Source organism: Saccharothrix sp. BKS2 (genome assembly GCF_047689505.1).
In the GTDB taxonomy this organism is placed as follows: domain Bacteria; phylum Actinomycetota; class Actinomycetes; order Mycobacteriales; family Pseudonocardiaceae; genus Actinosynnema; species Actinosynnema lopnurensis.
This window is the reverse complement of sequence record NZ_JAUQOL010000006.1, coordinates 1-17803: the sequence shown is the minus strand read 5'-3', so window position 1 is coordinate 17803 and position 17803 is coordinate 1. Positions and strand designations below refer to the sequence as shown.

Annotated in this window: 18 protein-coding genes; 11 read left to right on the top strand and 7 right to left on the bottom strand. The window is 72.6% G+C overall.

Annotation, left to right across the window (positions count from 1 at the left end; all coding sequences use genetic code 11):
- Positions 1–322: 322 nt before the first annotated feature.
- Both Q5530_RS13595 and ppgK read right to left on the bottom strand, forming a co-directional pair.
- Entirely contained in the window at positions 323–1624 is a 1302-nt protein-coding gene (locus tag Q5530_RS13595) for an RNA polymerase sigma factor (RefSeq protein WP_380636461.1), read from the bottom strand.
- 215 nt (positions 1625–1839) lie between these two features.
- Positions 1840–2601, bottom strand: coding sequence for a polyphosphate--glucose phosphotransferase (gene ppgK, locus Q5530_RS13590; protein WP_380636463.1), 762 nt, complete (start codon positions 2599–2601; stop codon positions 1840–1842).
- A gap of 95 nt (positions 2602–2696) precedes the next feature.
- On the opposite strand from ppgK, the gene Q5530_RS13585 reads away from it, so the two are divergent.
- On the top strand, positions 2697–3497 hold the full coding sequence (locus Q5530_RS13585; RefSeq protein WP_415362551.1) for an inositol monophosphatase family protein: 801 nt from the start codon (positions 2697–2699) through the stop codon (positions 3495–3497).
- Positions 3498–3546: 49 nt separating this feature from the next.
- Here the strand turns inward: Q5530_RS13585 and cei are convergent, their stop codons facing one another.
- Entirely contained in the window at positions 3547–4248 is a 702-nt protein-coding gene (gene cei / locus Q5530_RS13580; protein ID WP_415362550.1) for an envelope integrity protein Cei, read from the bottom strand.
- 430 nt (positions 4249–4678) lie between these two features.
- Between cei and Q5530_RS13575 the strand changes: the two genes are divergently transcribed.
- Entirely contained in the window at positions 4679–4978 is a 300-nt protein-coding gene (locus Q5530_RS13575) for a DUF4193 domain-containing protein (RefSeq protein WP_344042363.1), read from the top strand.
- A gap of 206 nt (positions 4979–5184) precedes the next feature.
- On the opposite strand, the gene Q5530_RS13570 is transcribed toward Q5530_RS13575, so the two are convergent.
- A complete protein-coding gene (locus Q5530_RS13570; protein WP_415362549.1) occupies positions 5185–5649 on the bottom strand; it encodes a DUF3093 domain-containing protein in 465 nt (154 codons plus the stop codon).
- Positions 5650–5673: 24 nt separating this feature from the next.
- Between Q5530_RS13570 and dut the strand changes: the two genes are divergently transcribed.
- Together dut and Q5530_RS13560 are read left to right on the top strand one after the other, a co-directional pair.
- Positions 5674–6141, top strand: coding sequence for a dUTP diphosphatase (dut, locus tag Q5530_RS13565; protein WP_380636471.1), 468 nt, complete (start codon positions 5674–5676; stop codon positions 6139–6141).
- A gap of 5 nt (positions 6142–6146) precedes the next feature.
- Positions 6147–6773: a DUF3710 domain-containing protein gene (locus Q5530_RS13560; protein ID WP_415362548.1), complete on the top strand. Its 627-nt coding sequence runs from the start codon at positions 6147–6149 to the stop codon at positions 6771–6773.
- Between the two features lie 24 nt (positions 6774–6797).
- Here Q5530_RS13560 and Q5530_RS13555 read toward each other — a convergent pair whose 3' ends face one another.
- On the bottom strand, positions 6798–7484 hold the full coding sequence (locus Q5530_RS13555; protein WP_415362547.1) for an alpha/beta hydrolase: 687 nt from the start codon (positions 7482–7484) through the stop codon (positions 6798–6800).
- A gap of 107 nt (positions 7485–7591) precedes the next feature.
- On the opposite strand from Q5530_RS13555, the gene Q5530_RS13550 reads away from it, so the two are divergent.
- Together Q5530_RS13550 and Q5530_RS13545 are read left to right on the top strand one after the other, a co-directional pair.
- Positions 7592–7969, top strand: a complete 378-nt coding sequence (locus Q5530_RS13550; protein WP_415362546.1) for an OB-fold nucleic acid binding domain-containing protein — start codon at positions 7592–7594, stop codon at positions 7967–7969.
- Complete coding sequence (locus Q5530_RS13545) at positions 7966–8733, top strand: DUF3159 domain-containing protein (protein ID WP_415362545.1); 768 nt, start codon at positions 7966–7968, stop codon at positions 8731–8733. Before Q5530_RS13550 ends, Q5530_RS13545 begins: the two co-directional genes overlap by 4 nt.
- 51 nt (positions 8734–8784) lie before the next feature.
- Here Q5530_RS13545 and Q5530_RS13540 read toward each other — a convergent pair whose 3' ends face one another.
- Positions 8785–9441: a potassium channel family protein gene (locus tag Q5530_RS13540; RefSeq protein ID WP_380643671.1), complete on the bottom strand. Its 657-nt coding sequence runs from the start codon at positions 9439–9441 to the stop codon at positions 8785–8787.
- Positions 9442–10104 carry a potassium channel family protein gene (locus Q5530_RS13535; protein ID WP_380643673.1) on the bottom strand — a complete coding sequence of 221 codons (663 nt, stop codon included), beginning with the start codon at positions 10102–10104 and terminating at the stop codon, positions 9442–9444.
- 83 nt (positions 10105–10187) lie between these two features.
- Between Q5530_RS13535 and Q5530_RS13530 the strand changes: the two genes are divergently transcribed.
- From Q5530_RS13530 to Q5530_RS13510, 5 genes are all read left to right on the top strand, one after another.
- The gene (locus Q5530_RS13530; RefSeq protein ID WP_415362544.1) at positions 10188–12200 is read left to right on the top strand and encodes an APC family permease; all 2013 of its coding nucleotides are present in this window, start codon (positions 10188–10190) and stop codon (positions 12198–12200) included.
- Positions 12197–13462, top strand: a complete 1266-nt coding sequence (locus Q5530_RS13525; RefSeq protein WP_415362543.1) for a class I SAM-dependent RNA methyltransferase — start codon at positions 12197–12199, stop codon at positions 13460–13462. Before Q5530_RS13530 ends, Q5530_RS13525 begins: the two co-directional genes overlap by 4 nt.
- Positions 13463–13505: 43 nt before the next feature.
- Entirely contained in the window at positions 13506–15404 is a 1899-nt protein-coding gene (gene dxs, locus Q5530_RS13520) for a 1-deoxy-D-xylulose-5-phosphate synthase (RefSeq protein ID WP_415362542.1), read from the top strand.
- Positions 15405–15696: 292 nt separating this feature from the next.
- Positions 15697–16374: a response regulator transcription factor gene (locus tag Q5530_RS13515; protein WP_380643683.1), complete on the top strand. Its 678-nt coding sequence runs from the start codon at positions 15697–15699 to the stop codon at positions 16372–16374.
- A complete protein-coding gene (locus Q5530_RS13510; protein WP_415363053.1) occupies positions 16364–17518 on the top strand; it encodes a sensor histidine kinase in 1155 nt (384 codons plus the stop codon). The genes Q5530_RS13515 and Q5530_RS13510 overlap by 11 nt, the downstream gene beginning before the upstream one ends.
- Positions 17519–17803 lie beyond the last annotated feature (285 nt).

The following is a 17803-nucleotide window of genomic DNA, read 5'->3' as shown; positions in this document are numbered from 1 at the left end:
GACCCGCGTCACTGTCCCTCTACCCGGCGGTCGAGTGGTTCGAACCTGCGACCTGCCGCGGGTTCACCGGGTGCGTCCTCACTTTCCGCTGTCGCGCCACGGGTTTCCGACCTGCGGATACGGCATCGGGATCACCGCCGCTGGGCCGAAAGGTGGGCGTCGGGAGCGCTCCGGTGTGATCGGTGACACTTCGGTCAGCCCAGAGCGAACACGCCCTCGTGTTCCACCATCCGGACGTCTTCGTCCGGTTCACCGGCTCGTCACCGCACCGCGAAAAGCCCCCCGACCGATGTGGTCGGGGGGCGTTCGCTCGATCCGTCGCCTAGTCCAGGTAGTCGCGCAGCACCTGCGAGCGGGACGGGTGGCGCAGCTTCGACATCGTCTTCGACTCGATCTGCCGGATGCGCTCCCGCGTCACCCCGTAGACCTGGCCGATCTCGTCCAGCGTCCGCGGCTGGCCGTCGGTGAGGCCGAACCGCAGCCGCACCACGCCCGCCTCGCGCTCGGACAGCGTCGCCAGCACCGACTGGAGCTGGTCCTGGAGCAGCGTGAACGACACCGCGTCCACCGCCACCACGGCCTCGGAGTCCTCGATGAAGTCACCGAGCTGGCTGTCGCCCTCGTCGCCGATCGTCTGGTCCAGCGAGATGGGCTCCCGGGCGTACTGCTGGATCTCCAGCACCTTCTCCGGGGTGATGTCCATTTCCTTGGCCAGCTCCTCCGGGGTGGGCTCGCGGCCCAGGTCCTGGAGCAGTTCACGCTGTATGCGGCCGAGCTTGTTGATGACCTCGACCATGTGCACCGGGATGCGGATGGTGCGGGCCTGGTCGGCCATCGCGCGGGTGATCGCCTGGCGGATCCACCACGTGGCGTACGTCGAGAACTTGTAGCCCTTGGTGTAGTCGAACTTCTCCACCGCGCGGATCAGGCCCAGGTTGCCCTCCTGGATCAGGTCCAGGAACGCCATGCCGCGACCGGTGTAGCGCTTGGCCAGCGACACCACCAGGCGGAGGTTGGCCTCCAGCAGGTGGTTCTTGGCCCGCTCGCCGTCCCGCACGATCCACCGCAGGTCGCGGCGCAGCTGCGGGGTGAGCTTCTCGCTCTCGTCCTCGGCGCGGCGCACCCGCTCCGCGGCGTAGAGGCCGGCCTCGATGCGCTTGGCGAGCTCGACCTCCTCCTCCGCGTTGAGCAGGGCGACCTTGCCGATCTGCTTGAGGTAGGCGCGGACCGAGTCGGCGGAGGCCGTCAGCTCGGCGTCCTTGCGGGCCTGCCGCAGGGCCTCCGACTCCTCCTCGTCCCAGACGAAGTCGCCCTCGCCGGGCTTGGCCTCCTCCTCGGCGGGCTCCTCCTCGACCGGCTCGTCGATCAGTTCGACGTCGTCGACCAGGTCCTCGCCCTCGGGCCCTTCGAGGCCCTCCGGCTCGTCACCGTCCGCCTTCTTCGCCTTGGCCGGCCCGGCGGGCGCCGCCTTGGCTCCCGCCTTGCGCGGTCCCCGCGTCGTCGTCTTGCCCGCCGCGGCGGTCTTCGCCACCGGCTTCTTGGCCGGGGCCTTCCTCGCCGAGGTGGCCTTGGGCGTCTCCTCGGCGTCAGCCTGAGCTGCCTGGGTCGTCTTCGCGGCTGCCACGTACGCCCTTTCGCGACTGTCGATCAAGGCAAACCGAAGGGCGCGAACCTCGGTCGCCGGAGTACGGGGGATCCCCCGCCGGATCGTTCGTCAGCGGGGCACCGTTCCATTGTAACGACGAGAACCGCGTGCCGTTGCGCCCCGCCGTGCACCGAAGGGGGTCGACACGCGTTCTCGCAGCTCAGGGCCCCGTACTGAGCGGAGCCCAGGGTGGGTCAGGGCGCCAGGTCGTGCGCGGCGGCCACGGCCGCGCCGACGATGCCCGCGTCGTTCTTCAGCGCCGCGGCCACCACCTCGGTCCGCACCTCCAGCAGCGGGAGCCACTTCTCGGCCTTCTTGCTCACCCCGCCGCCCGCGATGACCAGGTCCGGCCAGATCAGGTTCTCCAGCACCGAGATGTACCGGGACACCCGGGGCGTCCACTCCGCCCAGGTCAGGTCCTTGTCCTCCTTCACCGAGGCGGCCGCGCGGGTCTCGGCGTCGTGGCCGTCGACCTCCAGGTGCCCGAACTCGGTGTTGGGGACGAGCCTGCCGTCCAGGAACAGGGCGCTGCCGATGCCGGTGCCGAAGGTCAGCAGCACCACCAGCCCGTTCCGGTCCCGACCGGAACCGAACCGCATCTCGGCCACGCCCGCGGCGTCGGCGTCGTTCATGACGACGACCTGCTCCTTCGGCCGGCCCAGGCGGGCGGCGAACAGCCCGGCGGCGTCCGTCCCGATCCACTTCTTGTCCACGTTGGCGGCGGAGCGGGCCACGCCGTGCTGCACCACGCACGGCAGGGTGACGCCCACCGGCCCCTCCCAGCCGAACTTCTCGACGATCTCGGCGACCACGTCGGCGACCGCGTCCGGCGTCGACGGCTGCGGCGTGGTGATGCGCAGGCGTTCGCCCTCCAGTGCACCCGCCTCCAGGTCCACGAGCCCGCCCTTGATGCCGGAGCCGCCGATGTCCACGCCGAACCCGCGGGTCATGCCCATCCCCGTGGCCCTTCCTACTCGATTCAGTGACCGTGGCCGCTGAGATTAGCCTGCACTTCTCCGATAGTCCCGTGAGAGTGACGCAGGAGGAACAGTTGCGTTTCGATCCGCTCCCCCTGGTCGGGATCGCCGCCGCCGTCGCGCGCGAAGCCGGTGACCTGGCGAGGAACATGCGCGACTCCGCCGTGGCGGACGTCGACACCAAGAGCACCCCGACCGACGTCGTCACGGCGGGCGACCGGGCGGCCGAGCAGCTGGTGCGCCGGCGGCTCGCGGCGCTGCGCCCGGGTGAACCGGTCTTCGGCGAGGAGGAGGGCGGCGAGACCGCCGTCGAGGGCCTGACCTGGGTCGTCGACCCGATCGACGGCACGGTGAACTACCTCTACGGCATCCCCCACTACGCCGTCTCGCTCGCCGCCCAGGTCGACGGCGAGTCCATCGCGGGGGTGGTCTACGAGCCGGCCACCGGCCACCTGTGGACCGCCTCGGCGGGCGGCGGCGCGTTCCTGGACGACCGGCGCCTGTCCGTCTCCGACGCCACCCGCCTGGACGTGTCCCTCCTGGGTTACGGCTTCTCCTACCGGGCCGACCGCCGACAGCGGCAGGCCGACACCTGGGCCGCCCTGTCCACCCGGGTCCGCGACATGCGCCGGGCGGGCGCGGCCTCCCTGGACCTGTGCGCGGTGGCCGCCGGCCGCCTGGACGCCTACGCCGAGCACGCCCTCAACCGCTGGGACTGGGCCGCGGGGGCCCTGATCGCCCGCGAGGCGGGCGCCGTGGTCCACCTGCCGGGGGAGCACCCGGCCCTGGGGGCGGACGCCACCTTCGCCGCCGCGCCCGGCATCGCCGAGGCCCTCGTCCAGGCCCTCGTCGAGGCCGACTTCGCCAGGATCTGACCCCGACCGCGTCCTCCACCCCGCGCACGGCGGGTGGAGGACGCGGGGGTCAGCAGTGGACTTCGCGCGCGCCCTGGAGGTTCGCGGCGTTCAGCGACGGCGGTGCGGCGGCCTCGGCGGCCTGGCCGCCCTGCTGCTCCGGCTGCTGCTCCGCCCACGCGGCCAGCTGGTCGAGCACCTTGCGGGCGTCGCTGTTCGGCTTCACCTCGCCGAACTTCTTGCCGATCGCCACGTCCACGGTCGCGTCCTGCCGCTCGTCGCGCACCAGCTCCAGGCACGGCTCGACCAGGCTCAGCGTGCGCGCGGCACCGGCGCCGGGCGCCCCGAACCGGATCTGCCCGCGGCAGGTCATGTCCTGCGCCGGGTACACCGGGTCGTTGCCCGGGTCCGCCGCCTGGGTCATCCCCATCTCCACCAGGGTCGTCGCCACGAACCGCGCCTGGTTGCGCTGCGTGCTCGCGTTGAACACCCGGAAGTGGACCTCGCCCGCCGGCACCGGGTCGGTGCGGTCCAGCGCGTCGTGCGCCAGCACCGTCCCCGGGCTCGGCGTGGTCGACGCCGGCGCGCCCGACGCGGGCGCCCCGCCGGGCGGGTCGCAGCGGATCGCCGCGTCCACGTCACCGGCCTCGGAGAGCACCCGGTTCCACACCACCACCGCGGTCACGGCCAGCACGAGGAACAAGACCAGCGCCGGCAACGGCCGCCGCTTCCGGTACCGCGACGACCCGTTTCCTCCCGTACCGGGTCCCACGTCCGCCGACCTCCCCCTGGCGCAGTGCTGATGGTGATCAGGCTAGGCCGCGCCCCACCGCCCCGCGCCTCGGGCCGGTGGTGGCACGCCGTTGTCACCCGGTCGCGGACGGTTGACGGCGCTCAGGGCGCCGTGGGGCGTGCGGGACGGGTGGTCACTGCCTCCCCAGAGCCTATAGGGCCAGCGTGTGAAGGGCCTGTCACCCTTCTGCTCAATTAGGGGGAACCCGCTGCACGACGGCCCGAACAATGAGCTACCCTCTCGGCGCTCCGCCCAGGGCCGGACACCGGGAAGCGTCGACGACAGGGGGTTGGCGCCCGGCCGCGAGAGCGAGACCTCCGTCACTGGGGACGGAGGGCACAAACAGGGGCGCTGGGACGTTAACCAGCGAACGAACAGTCTCCGTTGACCGCAGGGGTGTGAAGGAAAGATGGCGACCGACTACGACGCGCCGCGTCGCAGCGAGGCGGACGAACTCGCTGAGGACTCCCTCGAGGAGCTGAAGGCGCGGCGCAACGAAACGCAGTCCGGGGTCGTCGACATCGACGAGGACGCGACCGCCGAGAACTTCGAGCTGCCTGGTGCGGACCTGTCCGGCGAGGAGCTCACGTTCAAGGTCCTGCCCAAGCAGGCGGACGAGTTCACCTGCTCGAAGTGCTTCCTGGTGCACCACCGCAGCAGGCTGGCCGAGGAAGTCGGCGGTCAGTACATCTGCCGCGACTGCGCCTGAGCAGACCGAGCCCGAGCCCGACCGGCACCGACGACCGAACCGGCACCGACGACCACCAGGCCCGCACCGACGACCAGACCAGCACCGGTACCGACACCAGCACCGACGACCAGACCTGGGCGCTCACCCCTCCGCCGGGGTGGCGCCCAGTCCCGTTGGGGCAGTCCTGTTGGCCCAGGGCCGCCGGCGAACGCCACCGCGGGCGCTCACCGCTTCCGCAGCACCGCCGCCAGCTCCTCCGCCGACCGCACGCTGAACAGCCAGTACGGCGTCGGGTCCCGCGGGTCCTCCAGCCGCACCCGCACCATCGGCCCCACCCACCCGCGGTGGGCGACGAACGCCATCGGGTCGAGGTTCGGCCCCATGGCCCGGCGCTTGCCCTTCGCGTCGAACACCTCGACCTCGCCGAGCAGCTCCAGCGGCACGTGGGCCTCGCCGACGCGCAGCTCGCCCCCGGAGACCTCGACCTTCACCGAACCCAGCCGCGCCAGCAGCAGCACCGCCAGGGGCAGCAGGACCACGTAGGGCAGCCACGACCGCACGCCCGGGAACCCCATGTGGATCTCGGCGGCCAGCAGGGCCGCCGCGGCCAGCGGCAGCGGCCAGCCCCACCACGGCACGAACAACCGCTCGCGGAAGGCGGTCGGGGCGGTCACAGCACTCTCGCTCACACCACCAGGGTAGTCTCGCGCGCCGTGCCCAGCGTCGAGGTCCTGCTGTCCCGGCTCGATCCCTCAGTGCCACTCCCGGCCTACGCCCGACCGGGTGATGCCGGCGCGGACCTGGTGACGACCGCCGACGTGGTGATCGAACCGGGTGAGCGCGCCGTGGTCGGCACCGGGATCTCCGTCGCGCTGCCCGAGGGGTACGCCGCGTTCGTGCACCCCCGTTCGGGGCTCGCCGCGCGCGTCGGGCTGAGCGTGGTCAACACACCGGGCACGATCGACGCGGGCTACCGGGGCGAGATCAGGGTGTGCCTGGTCAACCACGACCTGCGCGAGCCCATCGTGCTCACGCGCGGTGACCGGATCGCCCAGCTGGTGGTGCAGAAGGTGGAGCACGCCGTGTTCCGCGAGGTCGAGGAGCTGCCCGGGTCCGCGCGCGGGGCCGGCGGCTACGGCTCTACTGGCGGGCACGAGGTGCTCGCCCGGACGGAGGGGTGAAGGCGATGTTCGGAAAGCGCCGCAAGCGCGGTAGGCACTCCGCGAACCGGGGGACGGCGCAACCCGAGGCCGAGTTCGACGGCGAGGACGGGCCCGAGGAGGGCCCGTTCGACGAGTCGCAGGCCCCCGACGACGGCCTGAACCGGCTCGACCTGGGCTCGATCCGGCTGCCGGTGCCGGACGGGGCCCAGCTCCAGGTGGAGATGGACCAGGCGGGCGCGGTGCGCGCCGTGCACCTGCTCACCGGTGTCGGCCAGCTCACCGTGAGCGCGTTCGCCGCGCCGCGCAACGACCGGCTGTGGCCGGAGGTCAGCGGCGAGATGATCGCCCAGTTCAAGTCCGACGGCTTCCGCATCCTGCGGGAGAACGGCGAGTGGGGCGAGGAGATCTCGGCGCGCAACAACGAGGTGCACCTGCGCGTGGTGGGCGTGGACGGCCCCCGGTGGATGCTGCGCGGCATCGCGGCGGCGCCGAACGAGGAGATGGCCGTCCCGGCGGCGCAGGCCCTGTACGTGCTGATGCGTGACACGGTCGTGGTGCGCGGTGAGCAGCCGATGCCGGTGCGCACACCGCTGCCGGTCGAGCTGCCCGAGGCCATCGCCCGGCACATCCAGGCCCAGCAGCAGGGCTGACCCGGCGGGGGCGGTCCGACCGGCTCAACCCGGGAGGGCCATCCCCGACGCCTCGGCGTACGCGGCGAGCGCGGCGCGGCCCAGCGACTCCGGGTCCGCGCCGAGCGCCGCCAACGTCGTCGTGCGCAGAGCGCCACGAGGCAGGGCGTCCACCCACGTCCGGGCGATCGCCAACGGGTGAACGGGGTCGTCGGCACACGCGGCGACCCCCACCGGCACGACCACCCCGCCCAGCTCGGCCGCCGTAGGCGCGCGCGACCCCGCGGCCTCCCGCAGCACGCCCGCCAGCCGCCCCCCGTACCGGGGCCACGCGCGCCGCAGCTCCTCCCCGAGCCACCCGTCCACGCCGGTCAGCGCCGCCTCCAACCCCGCGGCCTCCACCGCCGCCGCGCTCGCCGCCGCCGCCAGCGCGGCCGGCGCGCCCCCCGCCGGGCCGAGCCACGCGGGCAGCGCCGCCAGCACGCCCGCGCACCGCCCGGGGTGCCGCACCGCCCACGCCGTCGCCACGTGCGCGCCCAGCGAGATGCCCCCGACCAGCAGGGGAGTGCCCGACCAGGCCGCGTCCAGCGCCTCGAAGCACTCCCGCACCCCCCGCACCGCGGGCGTGGCCGGCGCGAACCCGGCCTCGGCCAGCGGGCGCCCGAACACCCGGGCCACGAACACCTCGTCGGACGCGGTGCCGGGCAGGAGAACGGCGGGCGACGGGCTCATGGCCGTAGATCCTCCCCCAGTCGGATACTCGATCGGGGGTGGCTGGTTACCCTGGCTGTCAGACGGGCTTCGCTGTCGAGGCCCCGCGCACTCTCCTGGAGTCGGGGATGACTGGTACCGGGGGCGGCTATTGGCGCCGCCTCGTGCGTCGGCTGAGCGCCGACGCAAGCGAGTTGGACGCCGACGACCTGTCGCGAAAAGTCGCGGCGGTCGGAGCCGTGCGGGCGTGTGACTGCAAGTCCGGGCAGGAGGTGACGGTCCTCGGGAGGCTGCGCAGCGTCGAACTCTGCCCCCGCGACGCCGCCGCCACCCTGGAGGCCGAGCTGTTCGACGGCACCGAGGGCGTCACGCTGGTGTGGCTGGGCCGCCGCCGGATCGCGGGCATCGAACCGGGCCGCACGATCAAGGCCAGGGGCCGGATCGCGGTGCGCGACGGCCGCAAGGTGCTCTACAACCCCTACTACGAGCTGCAGAACGCTTCATGACACAGGCTGATGAGAAGGAGAAGCAGCCCACGCTGCTGGAGCAGATGGGCGGCGTCAGCGGGCTGGCGTTCTCCTCGCTCCCGGTGGTCGTGTTCGTGCTGGTGAACGCCTTCGCCGGGTTGACACCGGCGATCTGGGCCGCGCTCGGCTCGGCGGTGCTCATCGGCGTCGTGCTGGCCCTGCGCAAGGGGTCGGTCCAGCCCGCCGTCTCGGCGGTGTTCGGCGTCGGCATCGCGGCGTTCATCGCCTACCGGACCGGCGACGCCAAGGGCTTCTTCCTGTACGGCATCTGGCAGAGCCTCGTCTACGGCGGCGCGTTCGTGCTGTCGATCCTGGTGCGCCGGCCGCTGGCGGGCGTGATCTGGAACATGCTCAACGGCCAGGGCAGCGCGTGGCGCAAGGACCGCGCCAGCGTCCGCGACTACGACATCGCCACGCTCGTGTGGGCGCTGGTGTTCTTCGCCCGGTTCGCGGTGCAGCGGTGGCTGTACGACGAGGCGTCCGTGGGCTGGCTGGCCGCGGCGCGGCTGGCCATGGGCTACCCGCTGATGGCGGTGGCGCTGGTGGCGACGGTGTGGGCGGTGCGGCGGTCGGACAAGCGCCTCAAGGCGGCGATCGCCCGCGAGGAGGAGGAGAACCGGGAGGCCGAGGAGCGCCTGCGTGCGCAGGCGGCCGAGGGCCGGCCCGACGTCTACCAGCAGCTGGCCACCCCGCCCAGGCCGACCGACGAGGACCGGGTGGTCGCGAGGCCCGACGAGCGCTGAGCGGCCGCGGGGGTCCCGTTCCCGGGACCCCCGCACCCGCTCACCGGTCCCTCAGTAGCCCAGCGAGGACCGGATCTCCCGCTCCACGTCCGCCGCCGCCACGAACAGCAGCTCGTCCCCGCCCTCCAGCGTGTCGTCCGGCGAGGGCACGATCACCCTCCCGCCGCGCAGGACGGTGACCAGGGCGGCGTCCCGCGGCAGGTCCAGCGAGTTCACCGGCGACCCGGCCAGCGGCGTGTCCTCCGGCAGGGTGATCTCCACCAGGTTCGCCTGCCCCTGCCGCAGCGTCATCAGCCGCACCACGTCACCGACCGTCACGGCCTCCTCGACCAGCGCCGACAGGATCCGCGGCGTCGAGACGGCCACGTCCACGCCCCACGACTCGGTGAACAGCCACTCGTTGGCCGGGTCGTTCACCCGGGCCACCACGCGCCGCACCGCGAACTCGGTCTTGGCCAGCAGCGACACCACCAGGTTGACCTTGTCGTCCCCGGTCGCGGCGATCACCACGTCGCACAGCTGCATCCCGGCGTCCTCCAGCGAGGACAGCTCGCAGGCGTCGGCCTGCACCCACTCGGCCTGGTCCACGGTGTGCGGTTCGAAGTGGTTCCGGTCCCGCTCGATCAGCATGACCTGGTGACCGTCGGCCACCAGCTCCGCGGCGATCGACCGGCCCACCGCGCCGGCACCGGCAATGGCGATACGCACTCAGCTCTCCTCGGGCGCCTGGGCCGCGGCGGCGGCCACGTCGGTGACGGTGCCGGACAGGGCCGCCACGTACACCTGGTCATCGGCCTGGAGCACCGTCTTCGAGTCCGGCAGCACCCCCGTGCCGAACCGCATGATGAACGCCACCCGGCAGCCGGTGACCTGCTGGAGGTCCCGCACCGAGCGCCCCACCCAGTCCTCGTGCAGGTCCAGCGGCAGCACCGCGACCGTGCCGGACGGGTCGCGCCACACCGTGGCGGTGCCCTCGGGGATCAGCATCCGCAGGAACCGGTCGGTCGACCAGGGCACGGTCGCCACGGTCGGGATGCCCAGCCGCTCGTAGACGGCGGCGCGCTTCTCGTCGTAGATGCGGGCGACCACGGCCTCCACCGCGAACGTCTCCCGCGCCACCCGCGCCGAGATGATGTTCGAGTTGTCGCCGCTGGACACGGCCGCGAACGCGCCGGCCCGCTCGATGCCCGCCTCGATGAGGACCCGCTGGTCGAAGCCGTTGCCGACGACCTGCTGCCCGTGGAAGTCGGCGCCGAGCCGCCGGAAGGACTGGACGTCCTTGTCGATCACCGCGACCTGGTGGTCCAGGCGCTCCAGGGCCCTGGCCAGGGAGGAGCCCACCCGGCCGCACCCCATGATCACCACGTGCACGAAAGCCTCCTGAGCGACATTTACGCAGAACCTACCCACGACTACTCCGACCAGGGGACGGGGACCCCTTACGCTTTCGCCCCGTGTCCAAGCTCGCAACCGCGGCCAAACGCCTCCTGGTGGGCAGGCCGTTCCGCAGCGATCGGCTAGCCCACACGCTGCTGCCCAAGCGCATCGCCCTGCCGGTCTTCGCGTCGGACGCGATGTCGAGCGTGGCCTACGCGCCGGAGGAGATCTTCCTGGTCCTCTCGGTCGCCGGGCTGTCCGCCTACTCGCTGGCGCCGTGGGTGGGCGTGGTCGTGGTCGTCGTCATGCTGACGGTGGTGGCGAGCTACCGGCAGAACGTCCACGCCTACCCCTCCGGCGGTGGCGACTACGAGGTGGCCACGGTCAACCTGGGTCGCCGGGCCGGGCTGACGGTCGCGAGCGCGCTGCTGGTCGACTACATCCTCACCGTCGCCGTCTCCATCTCCTCCGCCGCCGCGAACATCGGTTCGGCCATCCCCTTCGTGGCCACCCACAAGGCCGAGTTCGCGGTGGTCGCCATCGTCCTGCTCACCGCGGTCAACCTCCGGGGTATCCGGGAATCGGGCAGCGCATTCGCGGTGCCGACCTACGCGTTCATGGCCGGCGTCCTGCTCATGGTCGGCTACGGCCTGTACCGGGGCGTCGTCGCGGGCGACGACCTGCGCGCCGAGAGCGCCGGCTTCGAGCTGCGCGCCGAGGACGACCACCTGGTCGGCCTGGCGTTCGTGTTCCTGGTGCTGCGCGCGTTCTCCTCCGGCTGCGCCGCGCTGACCGGCGTCGAGGCGATCAGCAACGGCGTGCCCGCGTTCCGCAAGCCGAAGTCGCGCAACGCGGCCACCACGCTGCTGCTGATGGGCCTGATCGCGGTCACCATGCTGATGGGCCTGATCGTGCTGGCCCAGCTCACCGGCGTGAAGATGGCCGAGGACCCGGCGCACCAGCTGGTCGGCGCGCCCGAGGGCTACGAGCAGAAGACCATGATCGCCCAGATCGCGGGCGCGGTGTTCGAGGGCTTCCCGGTCGGCTTCTTCTTCATCACGACCGTCACCGCGCTGATCCTCGTGCTCGCGGCCAACACCGCGTTCAACGGCTTCCCGGTGCTCGCCTCGATCCTCGCCCAGGACCGCTACCTGCCCCGCCAGCTGCACACCCGCGGCGACCGGCTGGCCTTCAGCAACGGCATCGTCTTCCTCGCGGGCGCGGCGATCATCCTGGTGCTGGCGTTCGACGCCGAGGTCACCAAGCTCATCCAGCTCTACATCGTGGGCGTGTTCGTCTCGTTCACGATGAGCCAGGCGGGCATGATCCGGCACTGGAACCGGCTGCTGGCCGGCGAGACCGACGAGGACGCCCGCCGCCGGATGCGCCGGTCGCAGGCCATCAACGGGTTCGGCCTGGCCATGACGGCGTCGGTGCTCGTGGTGGTGCTGATCACGAAGTTCACCAAGGGCGCCTGGATCGCGATCGCGGTGATGGCGGCCATCTACGCCCTGATGACCGCGATCCGCAAGCACTACGACCGGGTCGCCGAGGAGCTGCGCCAGCAGGAGCGGCAGAAGCTGCTGCCCGCCCGCAACCACGCCATGGTGCTGGTCTCCAAGCTGCACATGCCCACATTGCGGGCCCTGGCCTACGCCAAGGCCACCCGACCCGACATCCTGGAGGCGGTGACGGTGAACGTGGACGAGGCCGACACCCGCCGCCTGGTCCAGGACTGGGGCAAGGAGAACTTCAAGGTGCCGCTGAAGGTGATCGAGTCGCCCTACCGGGAGATCACCAAGCCGGTGCTGGACTACGTGCGGCGCGTGCGCACCGACAACCCGCGCGACGTGGTGACCGTGTTCATCCCCGAGTACGTGGTGGGACACTGGTGGGAGCAGTTCCTGCACAACCAGAGCGCGCTGCGGCTCAAGGGCAGGCTGCTGTTCCAGCCCGGGGTCATGGTCACCAGCGTGCCGTGGCAGCTGGCCTCGTCGAGGAAGGTCATGCACAAGGACGACGTGGTCCCGCCCGGCGCGGTCCGCCGCGGCCTGGACAACCGCGGTCAAGAGGAGCGGAAGCGCACGTGAGCACCACCTGGGAACAGCGGCTCATCGAGGTCGAGGTCGGCGCGGTCGCCCACGGCGGGCACTGCGTGGCCCGGCACGAGGGCCGCGTGGTGTTCGTCCGGCACGCGCTGCCGGGCGAACGCGTCGTGGTCCGGATCACCGAGGACACCGGCGGCTCGTTCTGCCGCGGCGACGCCGTGGAGGTCGTCGAGGCGTCCCCGGACCGCGTCGAGCCGCCGTGCCCGTTCGCCCGCCCCGGCCTGTGCGGCGGGTGCGACTGGCAGCACGCCTCGTGGCCCGCGCAGCGCGCGCTGAAGGCCGCCGTGGTGGCCGAGCAGCTCCGGCGGCTGGCCGGCCTGGACCGCGAGGTCGTCGTCGAGGCCCTGCCCGGCGGCCCCGAGGACTGGCGCACCAGGGTGCGCCTGGCCGTCGGCCCCGGCGGCCGGCCCGGGTTCCGCGCCCACCGCAGCCACCGGGTGATCCCGGTCGACCACTGCGTCATCACCGTGCCCGGAGCCCTGGACGGCGCGCTCGGCCGCACCTGGCCGCCCGGCTCCGAGCTGGTCGCCACCCACGACGCCGACGGCCACGACCACCTGATCGAGATCGGCCCGCCCACCACCCCCCGCGGCCGCCGCCCCGTGCCCGGCCCCGCCCGCCGCCGCCGGGGCAGCGGCATCGCCACCGAGCGCGCCGCGGGCCGCACCTGGCGGGTGCGCGCGGACGGCTTCTGGCAGGTCCACCCCGCCGCCGCGGACACCTTCGCCCGCGTGGTGGGGGAGTGGGCGGCCGCCCGGCCCGGCGAACACGCCTGGGACCTCTACGGCGGCATGGGCCTGTTCGCCTCCGTGCTGGCCGGGCAGGTCGGCGCGACCGGCTCGGTGGCCGTGGTGGAGTCCTCGGCCCGCGCGGTGGCCGACGGCCGGACGGACCTGGCCGACCTGCCGCAGGTCAGCTGGCACGTCGGCCGCACCGAAGCCGTCCTGGAGGGCCCCGACCTCACCGACCAGCCGCCCGACGTGGTCGTGCTCGACCCGCCGCGCAAGGGCGCGGGCAAGGCGGTCGTCACCGCGATCGCCGACCGCCGCCCCTCCCGCGTCGTGTACGTGGCGTGCGACCCGGCCGCCCTGGCCCGCGACATCGCCGCGTTCGCCGCGCACGGCTACGAGCTGGCCCGGCTCAGGGCCTTCGACGCCTTCCCCATGACGCACCACGTGGAGTGCGTCGCGCTGCTGGTGCCCACCGCGTCGACCGACCGTCTCAGCGAGTGGTCCGTAGACTGACCGGACGAAACGGGGAGTGGAACCACAGGGCGAGGTGGAGCGAGTGACGCTGCTGGAATCCGTGCACGGACCGGCCGACCTGAAACGGCTCGGCGCCGAGGAGCTGGTCCGCCTAGCCGAGGAGATCCGGCGCTTCCTCGTCGAGAAGGTCTCCCGCACCGGCGGGCACCTCGGGCCCAACCTCGGCGTCGTCGAGCTCACCATGGCCGTGCACCGGGTCTTCGACTCCCCGCACGACTCGGTCGTGTTCGACACCGGGCACCAGAGCTACGTGCACAAGGTCCTCACCGGCCGCCGCGAGGGCTTCGACACCCTGCGCCAGAAGGGCGGCCTGTCCGGCTACCCCTCCCGGGCGGAGAGCGAGCACGACGTCGAGGAGAACAGTCACGCCTCGACCGCCCTGTCCTACGCCGACGGCCTGGCCAAGGCGTACCAGCTCACCGGCCAGCGCCGGCACGTCGTCGCCGTCGTCGGCGACGGCGCCCTGACCGGTGGCATGTGCTGGGAGGCGCTGAACAACATCGCCTCAGGCACCGACCGCCCCGTGGTGATCGTGGTCAACGACAACGGCCGCTCCTACTCGCCCACCATCGGCGGCCTGGCCGACCACCTGTCCTCCCTGCGCCTCCAGCCCGGCTACGAGCGCGCCCTGGAACGCGGCAAGAACGCCATCCAGGCCGCCCCGATCCTCGGCAAGCCCCTCTACGCGGCCCTGCACGCGGCCAAGCGCGGCATCAAGGACGCCATCAGCCCGCAGGCGATGTTCGAGGACCTCGGCCTCAAGTACATCGGCCCGGTCGACGGCCACGACCACGCCGCCCTGGAGTCGGCCCTGCGCCGCGCCAAGTCCTTCGGCGGACCGGTCATCGTGCACACCGTCACCCGCAAGGGCAACGGCTTCGCCCCCGCGGAGAACCACGAGGCCGACCAGATGCACGCCACCGGCGTCATCGACCCCATCACCGGCGAGAACATCGGCCCGTCCAAGCGCACCTGGACCCACGTGTTCGCCGACGAGCTGGCCACCCTCGGCGGCGAGCGCCCCGACCTGGTCGCCATCACCGCGGCCATGCGCGGTCCGACGGGCCTGGACAAGTTCGCCGGCCTCTACCCCGACCGCTGCTTCGACGTCGGCATCGCCGAGCAGCACGCCATGACCTCCGCCGCCGGCCTCGCCATGGGCGGGATGCACCCCGTGGTGGCCATCTACGCGACCTTCCTCAACCGGGCGTTCGACCAGCTCCTCCTCGACGTGGCCATGCACCGGCAGGGCGTCACCGTCGTGCTCGACCGGGCCGGCATCACCGGCCCCGACGGCGCCTCCCACCACGGCATGTGGGACCTGTCCATCTGCGGCCTGGTCCCCGGCATCCACGTCGCCGCCCCCCGCGACGCCGCCTCCCTGCGCGAACAGCTGCGCGAGGCCGTCCAGATCCCCGACGCCCCCTCCGTGATCCGCTACCCCAAGGCGTCGGTGGGCCCCGACCTGCCCGCCCTGGAACGCGTCGGCACGGTCGACGTCCTGCGCCGCGAGGGCGACGACGTCCTCCTGATCGCCGTGGGCGCCTTCGGCGAACTCGGCGTCGCCGCCGCCCAGCGCCTGGCCGACCAGGGCATCGGCGTCACCGTCGTGGACCCCCGCTGGATCTTCCCGGTCCAGCAGGACCTGATCCACCTGGCCGCGTCCCACCGCCTGGTCGTCACCGTGGAGGACGGCGGCAGGCACGGCGGCTTCGGCTGGGCCCTGGCCGCCGCCCTGCGCGACGCCTCGGTGGACGTCCCGCTGCGCGACCTGGGCATCCCCCAGCAGTTCCACCAGCACGGCGAGCGCAACGAAGTCCTGGCCGACCTCGGCCTGACCGCCCAGGACGTGGCCCGACGCATCACCGAGTGGGTAGCCGCCGCAGAACCGGCAGACCTGAACGCAACAGCGGAGAAGTAACCACCACCACACCGCGTCGCAGACCACACCAGGGGCAACTCGTGTTCCCCCGTATGGCCTGGGCGCAGCCCCACCGCGCTTGTCAAGGGGTGTCGCACGCCCTTCGCGACACCCCTTGACAGCGCGGTTGCCTCAGGCAGGCCGTACGGGGGAACACGAGCCCACGCCCTTCCCCCCGGCGGCCTGCCCAGCGGCGAGCGACCGCTCTTGATCCCGTGAACCTTTCTTGATCTCGTGAACTCCCCCGTTCCTCACTAAGCAGCCTCTCAGGAAGATGTGGCACCTTTGTGAGGTGCGGATCCTGGTAGTCGAGGACGAGGTGCCGCTGGCCGACGCGATCGCGCGCGGTCTGCGGCGCGAGGGCATGGCCGTGGACGTCGCCTACGACGGCGAGACGGGCCACGAGAAGTCGACCGTCACCCGGTACGACGTGGTCGTGCTCGACCGCGACCTGCCCGGCATGTCCGGCGACGAGCTCTGCAAGGAGATCCTCAGCTCCGGCGCCCTCACCAGGGTCATGATGCTCACCGCCAGCGCCGGCGTGGACGACCGCGTGGCCGGCCTGTCCCTGGGCGCCGACGACTACCTGGCCAAGCCCTTCGCGTTCCCCGAGCTGGTCGCCCGCGTCCGCGCCCTGGCCCGCCGCGCCACGCCCGCCACCCCGCCCCTGCTCACCGCCCGCGACGTCGAGCTGGACCCCGCCCGCCGCACCGTGCGGCGCGCCGGCCGCCCCGTCGAGCTGACCCGCAAGGAGTTCGGCGTCCTCGAGGTGCTCCTGGCCGCCAAGGGCTCCGTGGTCTCCAGCGAGGAGCTGCTCGAACGCGTGTGGGACGAGAACGCCGACCCGTTCACCACCACGGTCCGGGTCACCGTCATGACCCTGCGCAAGAAGCTCGGCGAACCCGGCATCATCGACACGGTGGTCGGCTCCGGCTACCGGGTGCCCACGGCAGGCTCCGCTGAGCTCTGAGCTGGCCCGCAGGCGCGGACCCGGGCTGCGGACGCGCCTCACCCTCCTCGCGACCGGCCTGGTCGCGTTCGTCAGCGGCCTGCTGCTCCTGCTCGGCTGGCTCCTCGTCGGCCGGGTCATCGCGTCCTCCCCCCGCTTCGCCGAGGGCAGCACGGTCATCGTCGACGGGCGCGAGGTCGACGCCGCCCTGCTCATGGACGTCCTCGGCGAGCAGGCCCGCGAGGACGTGCTCAGGACCGGCTCCGTCGCTTTCCTGTGCGTGGTGGCCGCCGCCGCGCTGCTCGCCTGGACCATCACCGGGCGCGTCCTCCAACCCGTGCACGACGTGACCGACGCGGCCCGCCGCCTGTCCGCCGAGTCGCTGGGGGAGCGCCTGCGCCTGGACGGCCCCCGCGACGAGGTGGCCGAGCTGGCCGACACCTTCGACGAGATGCTCGACCGGCTCCAGGCCGCGTTCGAGTCCCAGCGCCGGTTCGTCGCCAACGCCTCCCACGAGCTGCGCACCCCCCTCGCGGTGGTCCGCACCGAGCTCGACGTGACGCTGGCCGACCCGGACGCCGACGTCGCCGAGCTGCGCCGCATGGCCTCCGTGGTGCGGGCGGCCACCGAGCGGGCCGAACAACTCGTCAGCGCCCTGCTGCTGCTCGCCCGCACGGACGGGCTCGGGCTGGCGGTCCACGAGCCCGTCGACCTCAACGCCGTGGTCGGGTCCGCGTGGCGGGCCGTGCGGGGCGAGGCGGGGGAGCGCGGCGTGCGGATCTCGTTCCGCGCCAACCCGGCGCCCGCCGTCGGGGACCCCGCCCTGCTGGAGCGGATCGCGGGCAACCTCCTGGAGAACGCCGTCCGGCACAACCTGCCCAACGGGTGGATCGACGTGCAGACCGAGGGCGGGCCCGAGTGGACCCTGCTCCGGGTCTCCTCCTCGGGGCCCGTCATCGCCCCCGACCGGGTCGACGAGCTGTTCGAGCCGTTCCGCCGGGGTGGCGCCGACCGGACCGCGCGCACCGGCACCGGCCTCGGCCTGTCCATCGTGCGGGCCGCCGTCGCAGCTCACGGGGGTCAGGTGCACGCCTCGGCGGTGCCCGGCGGGGGTCTGTCCGTGGCCGTGCACCTGCCGTCCTCGCCGCACGGAAAACTCGTGTGAGTGGTCCCGGTCACACATGATCGGGTTTCGGGGCCTTCGCAGGGGGTCCTACCTGCGCAAACCGCCCTTCCGGACCCCGATTTGTCTCCGCGTTGGGCGGCGTGTAACTTTCTCTCTGCCAGCGCGGAACGGGCCGGACAGACCGGAACGGAGCGCGGGACACCAGCCCCGGATCGACGCCACTGGGAACAGTGCGGAGTGACGGTGAGCGCGTGTTCTTTGAGAACTCAACAGCGTGCCGAATAGCCAGTAAATTTATGATCCTCGTCAAGAGGATTCCTTTGA

Coding starts and splice junctions, on each gene's coding strand:
- ppgK (WP_380636463.1), bottom strand. CDS start 2,601: ATGGGCATGACCCGCGGGTTCGGCGTGGACATCGGCGGCTCCGGCATC.
- Q5530_RS13575 (WP_344042363.1), top strand. CDS start 4,679: ATGGCGACCGACTACGACGCGCCGCGTCGCAGCGAGGCGGACGAACTC.
- Q5530_RS13560 (WP_415362548.1), top strand. CDS start 6,147: ATGTTCGGAAAGCGCCGCAAGCGCGGTAGGCACTCCGCGAACCGGGGG.
- Q5530_RS13555 (WP_415362547.1), bottom strand. CDS start 7,484: ATGAGCCCGTCGCCCGCCGTTCTCCTGCCCGGCACCGCGTCCGACGAG.
- Q5530_RS13550 (WP_415362546.1), top strand. CDS start 7,592: ATGACTGGTACCGGGGGCGGCTATTGGCGCCGCCTCGTGCGTCGGCTG.
- Q5530_RS13545 (WP_415362545.1), top strand. CDS start 7,966: ATGACACAGGCTGATGAGAAGGAGAAGCAGCCCACGCTGCTGGAGCAG.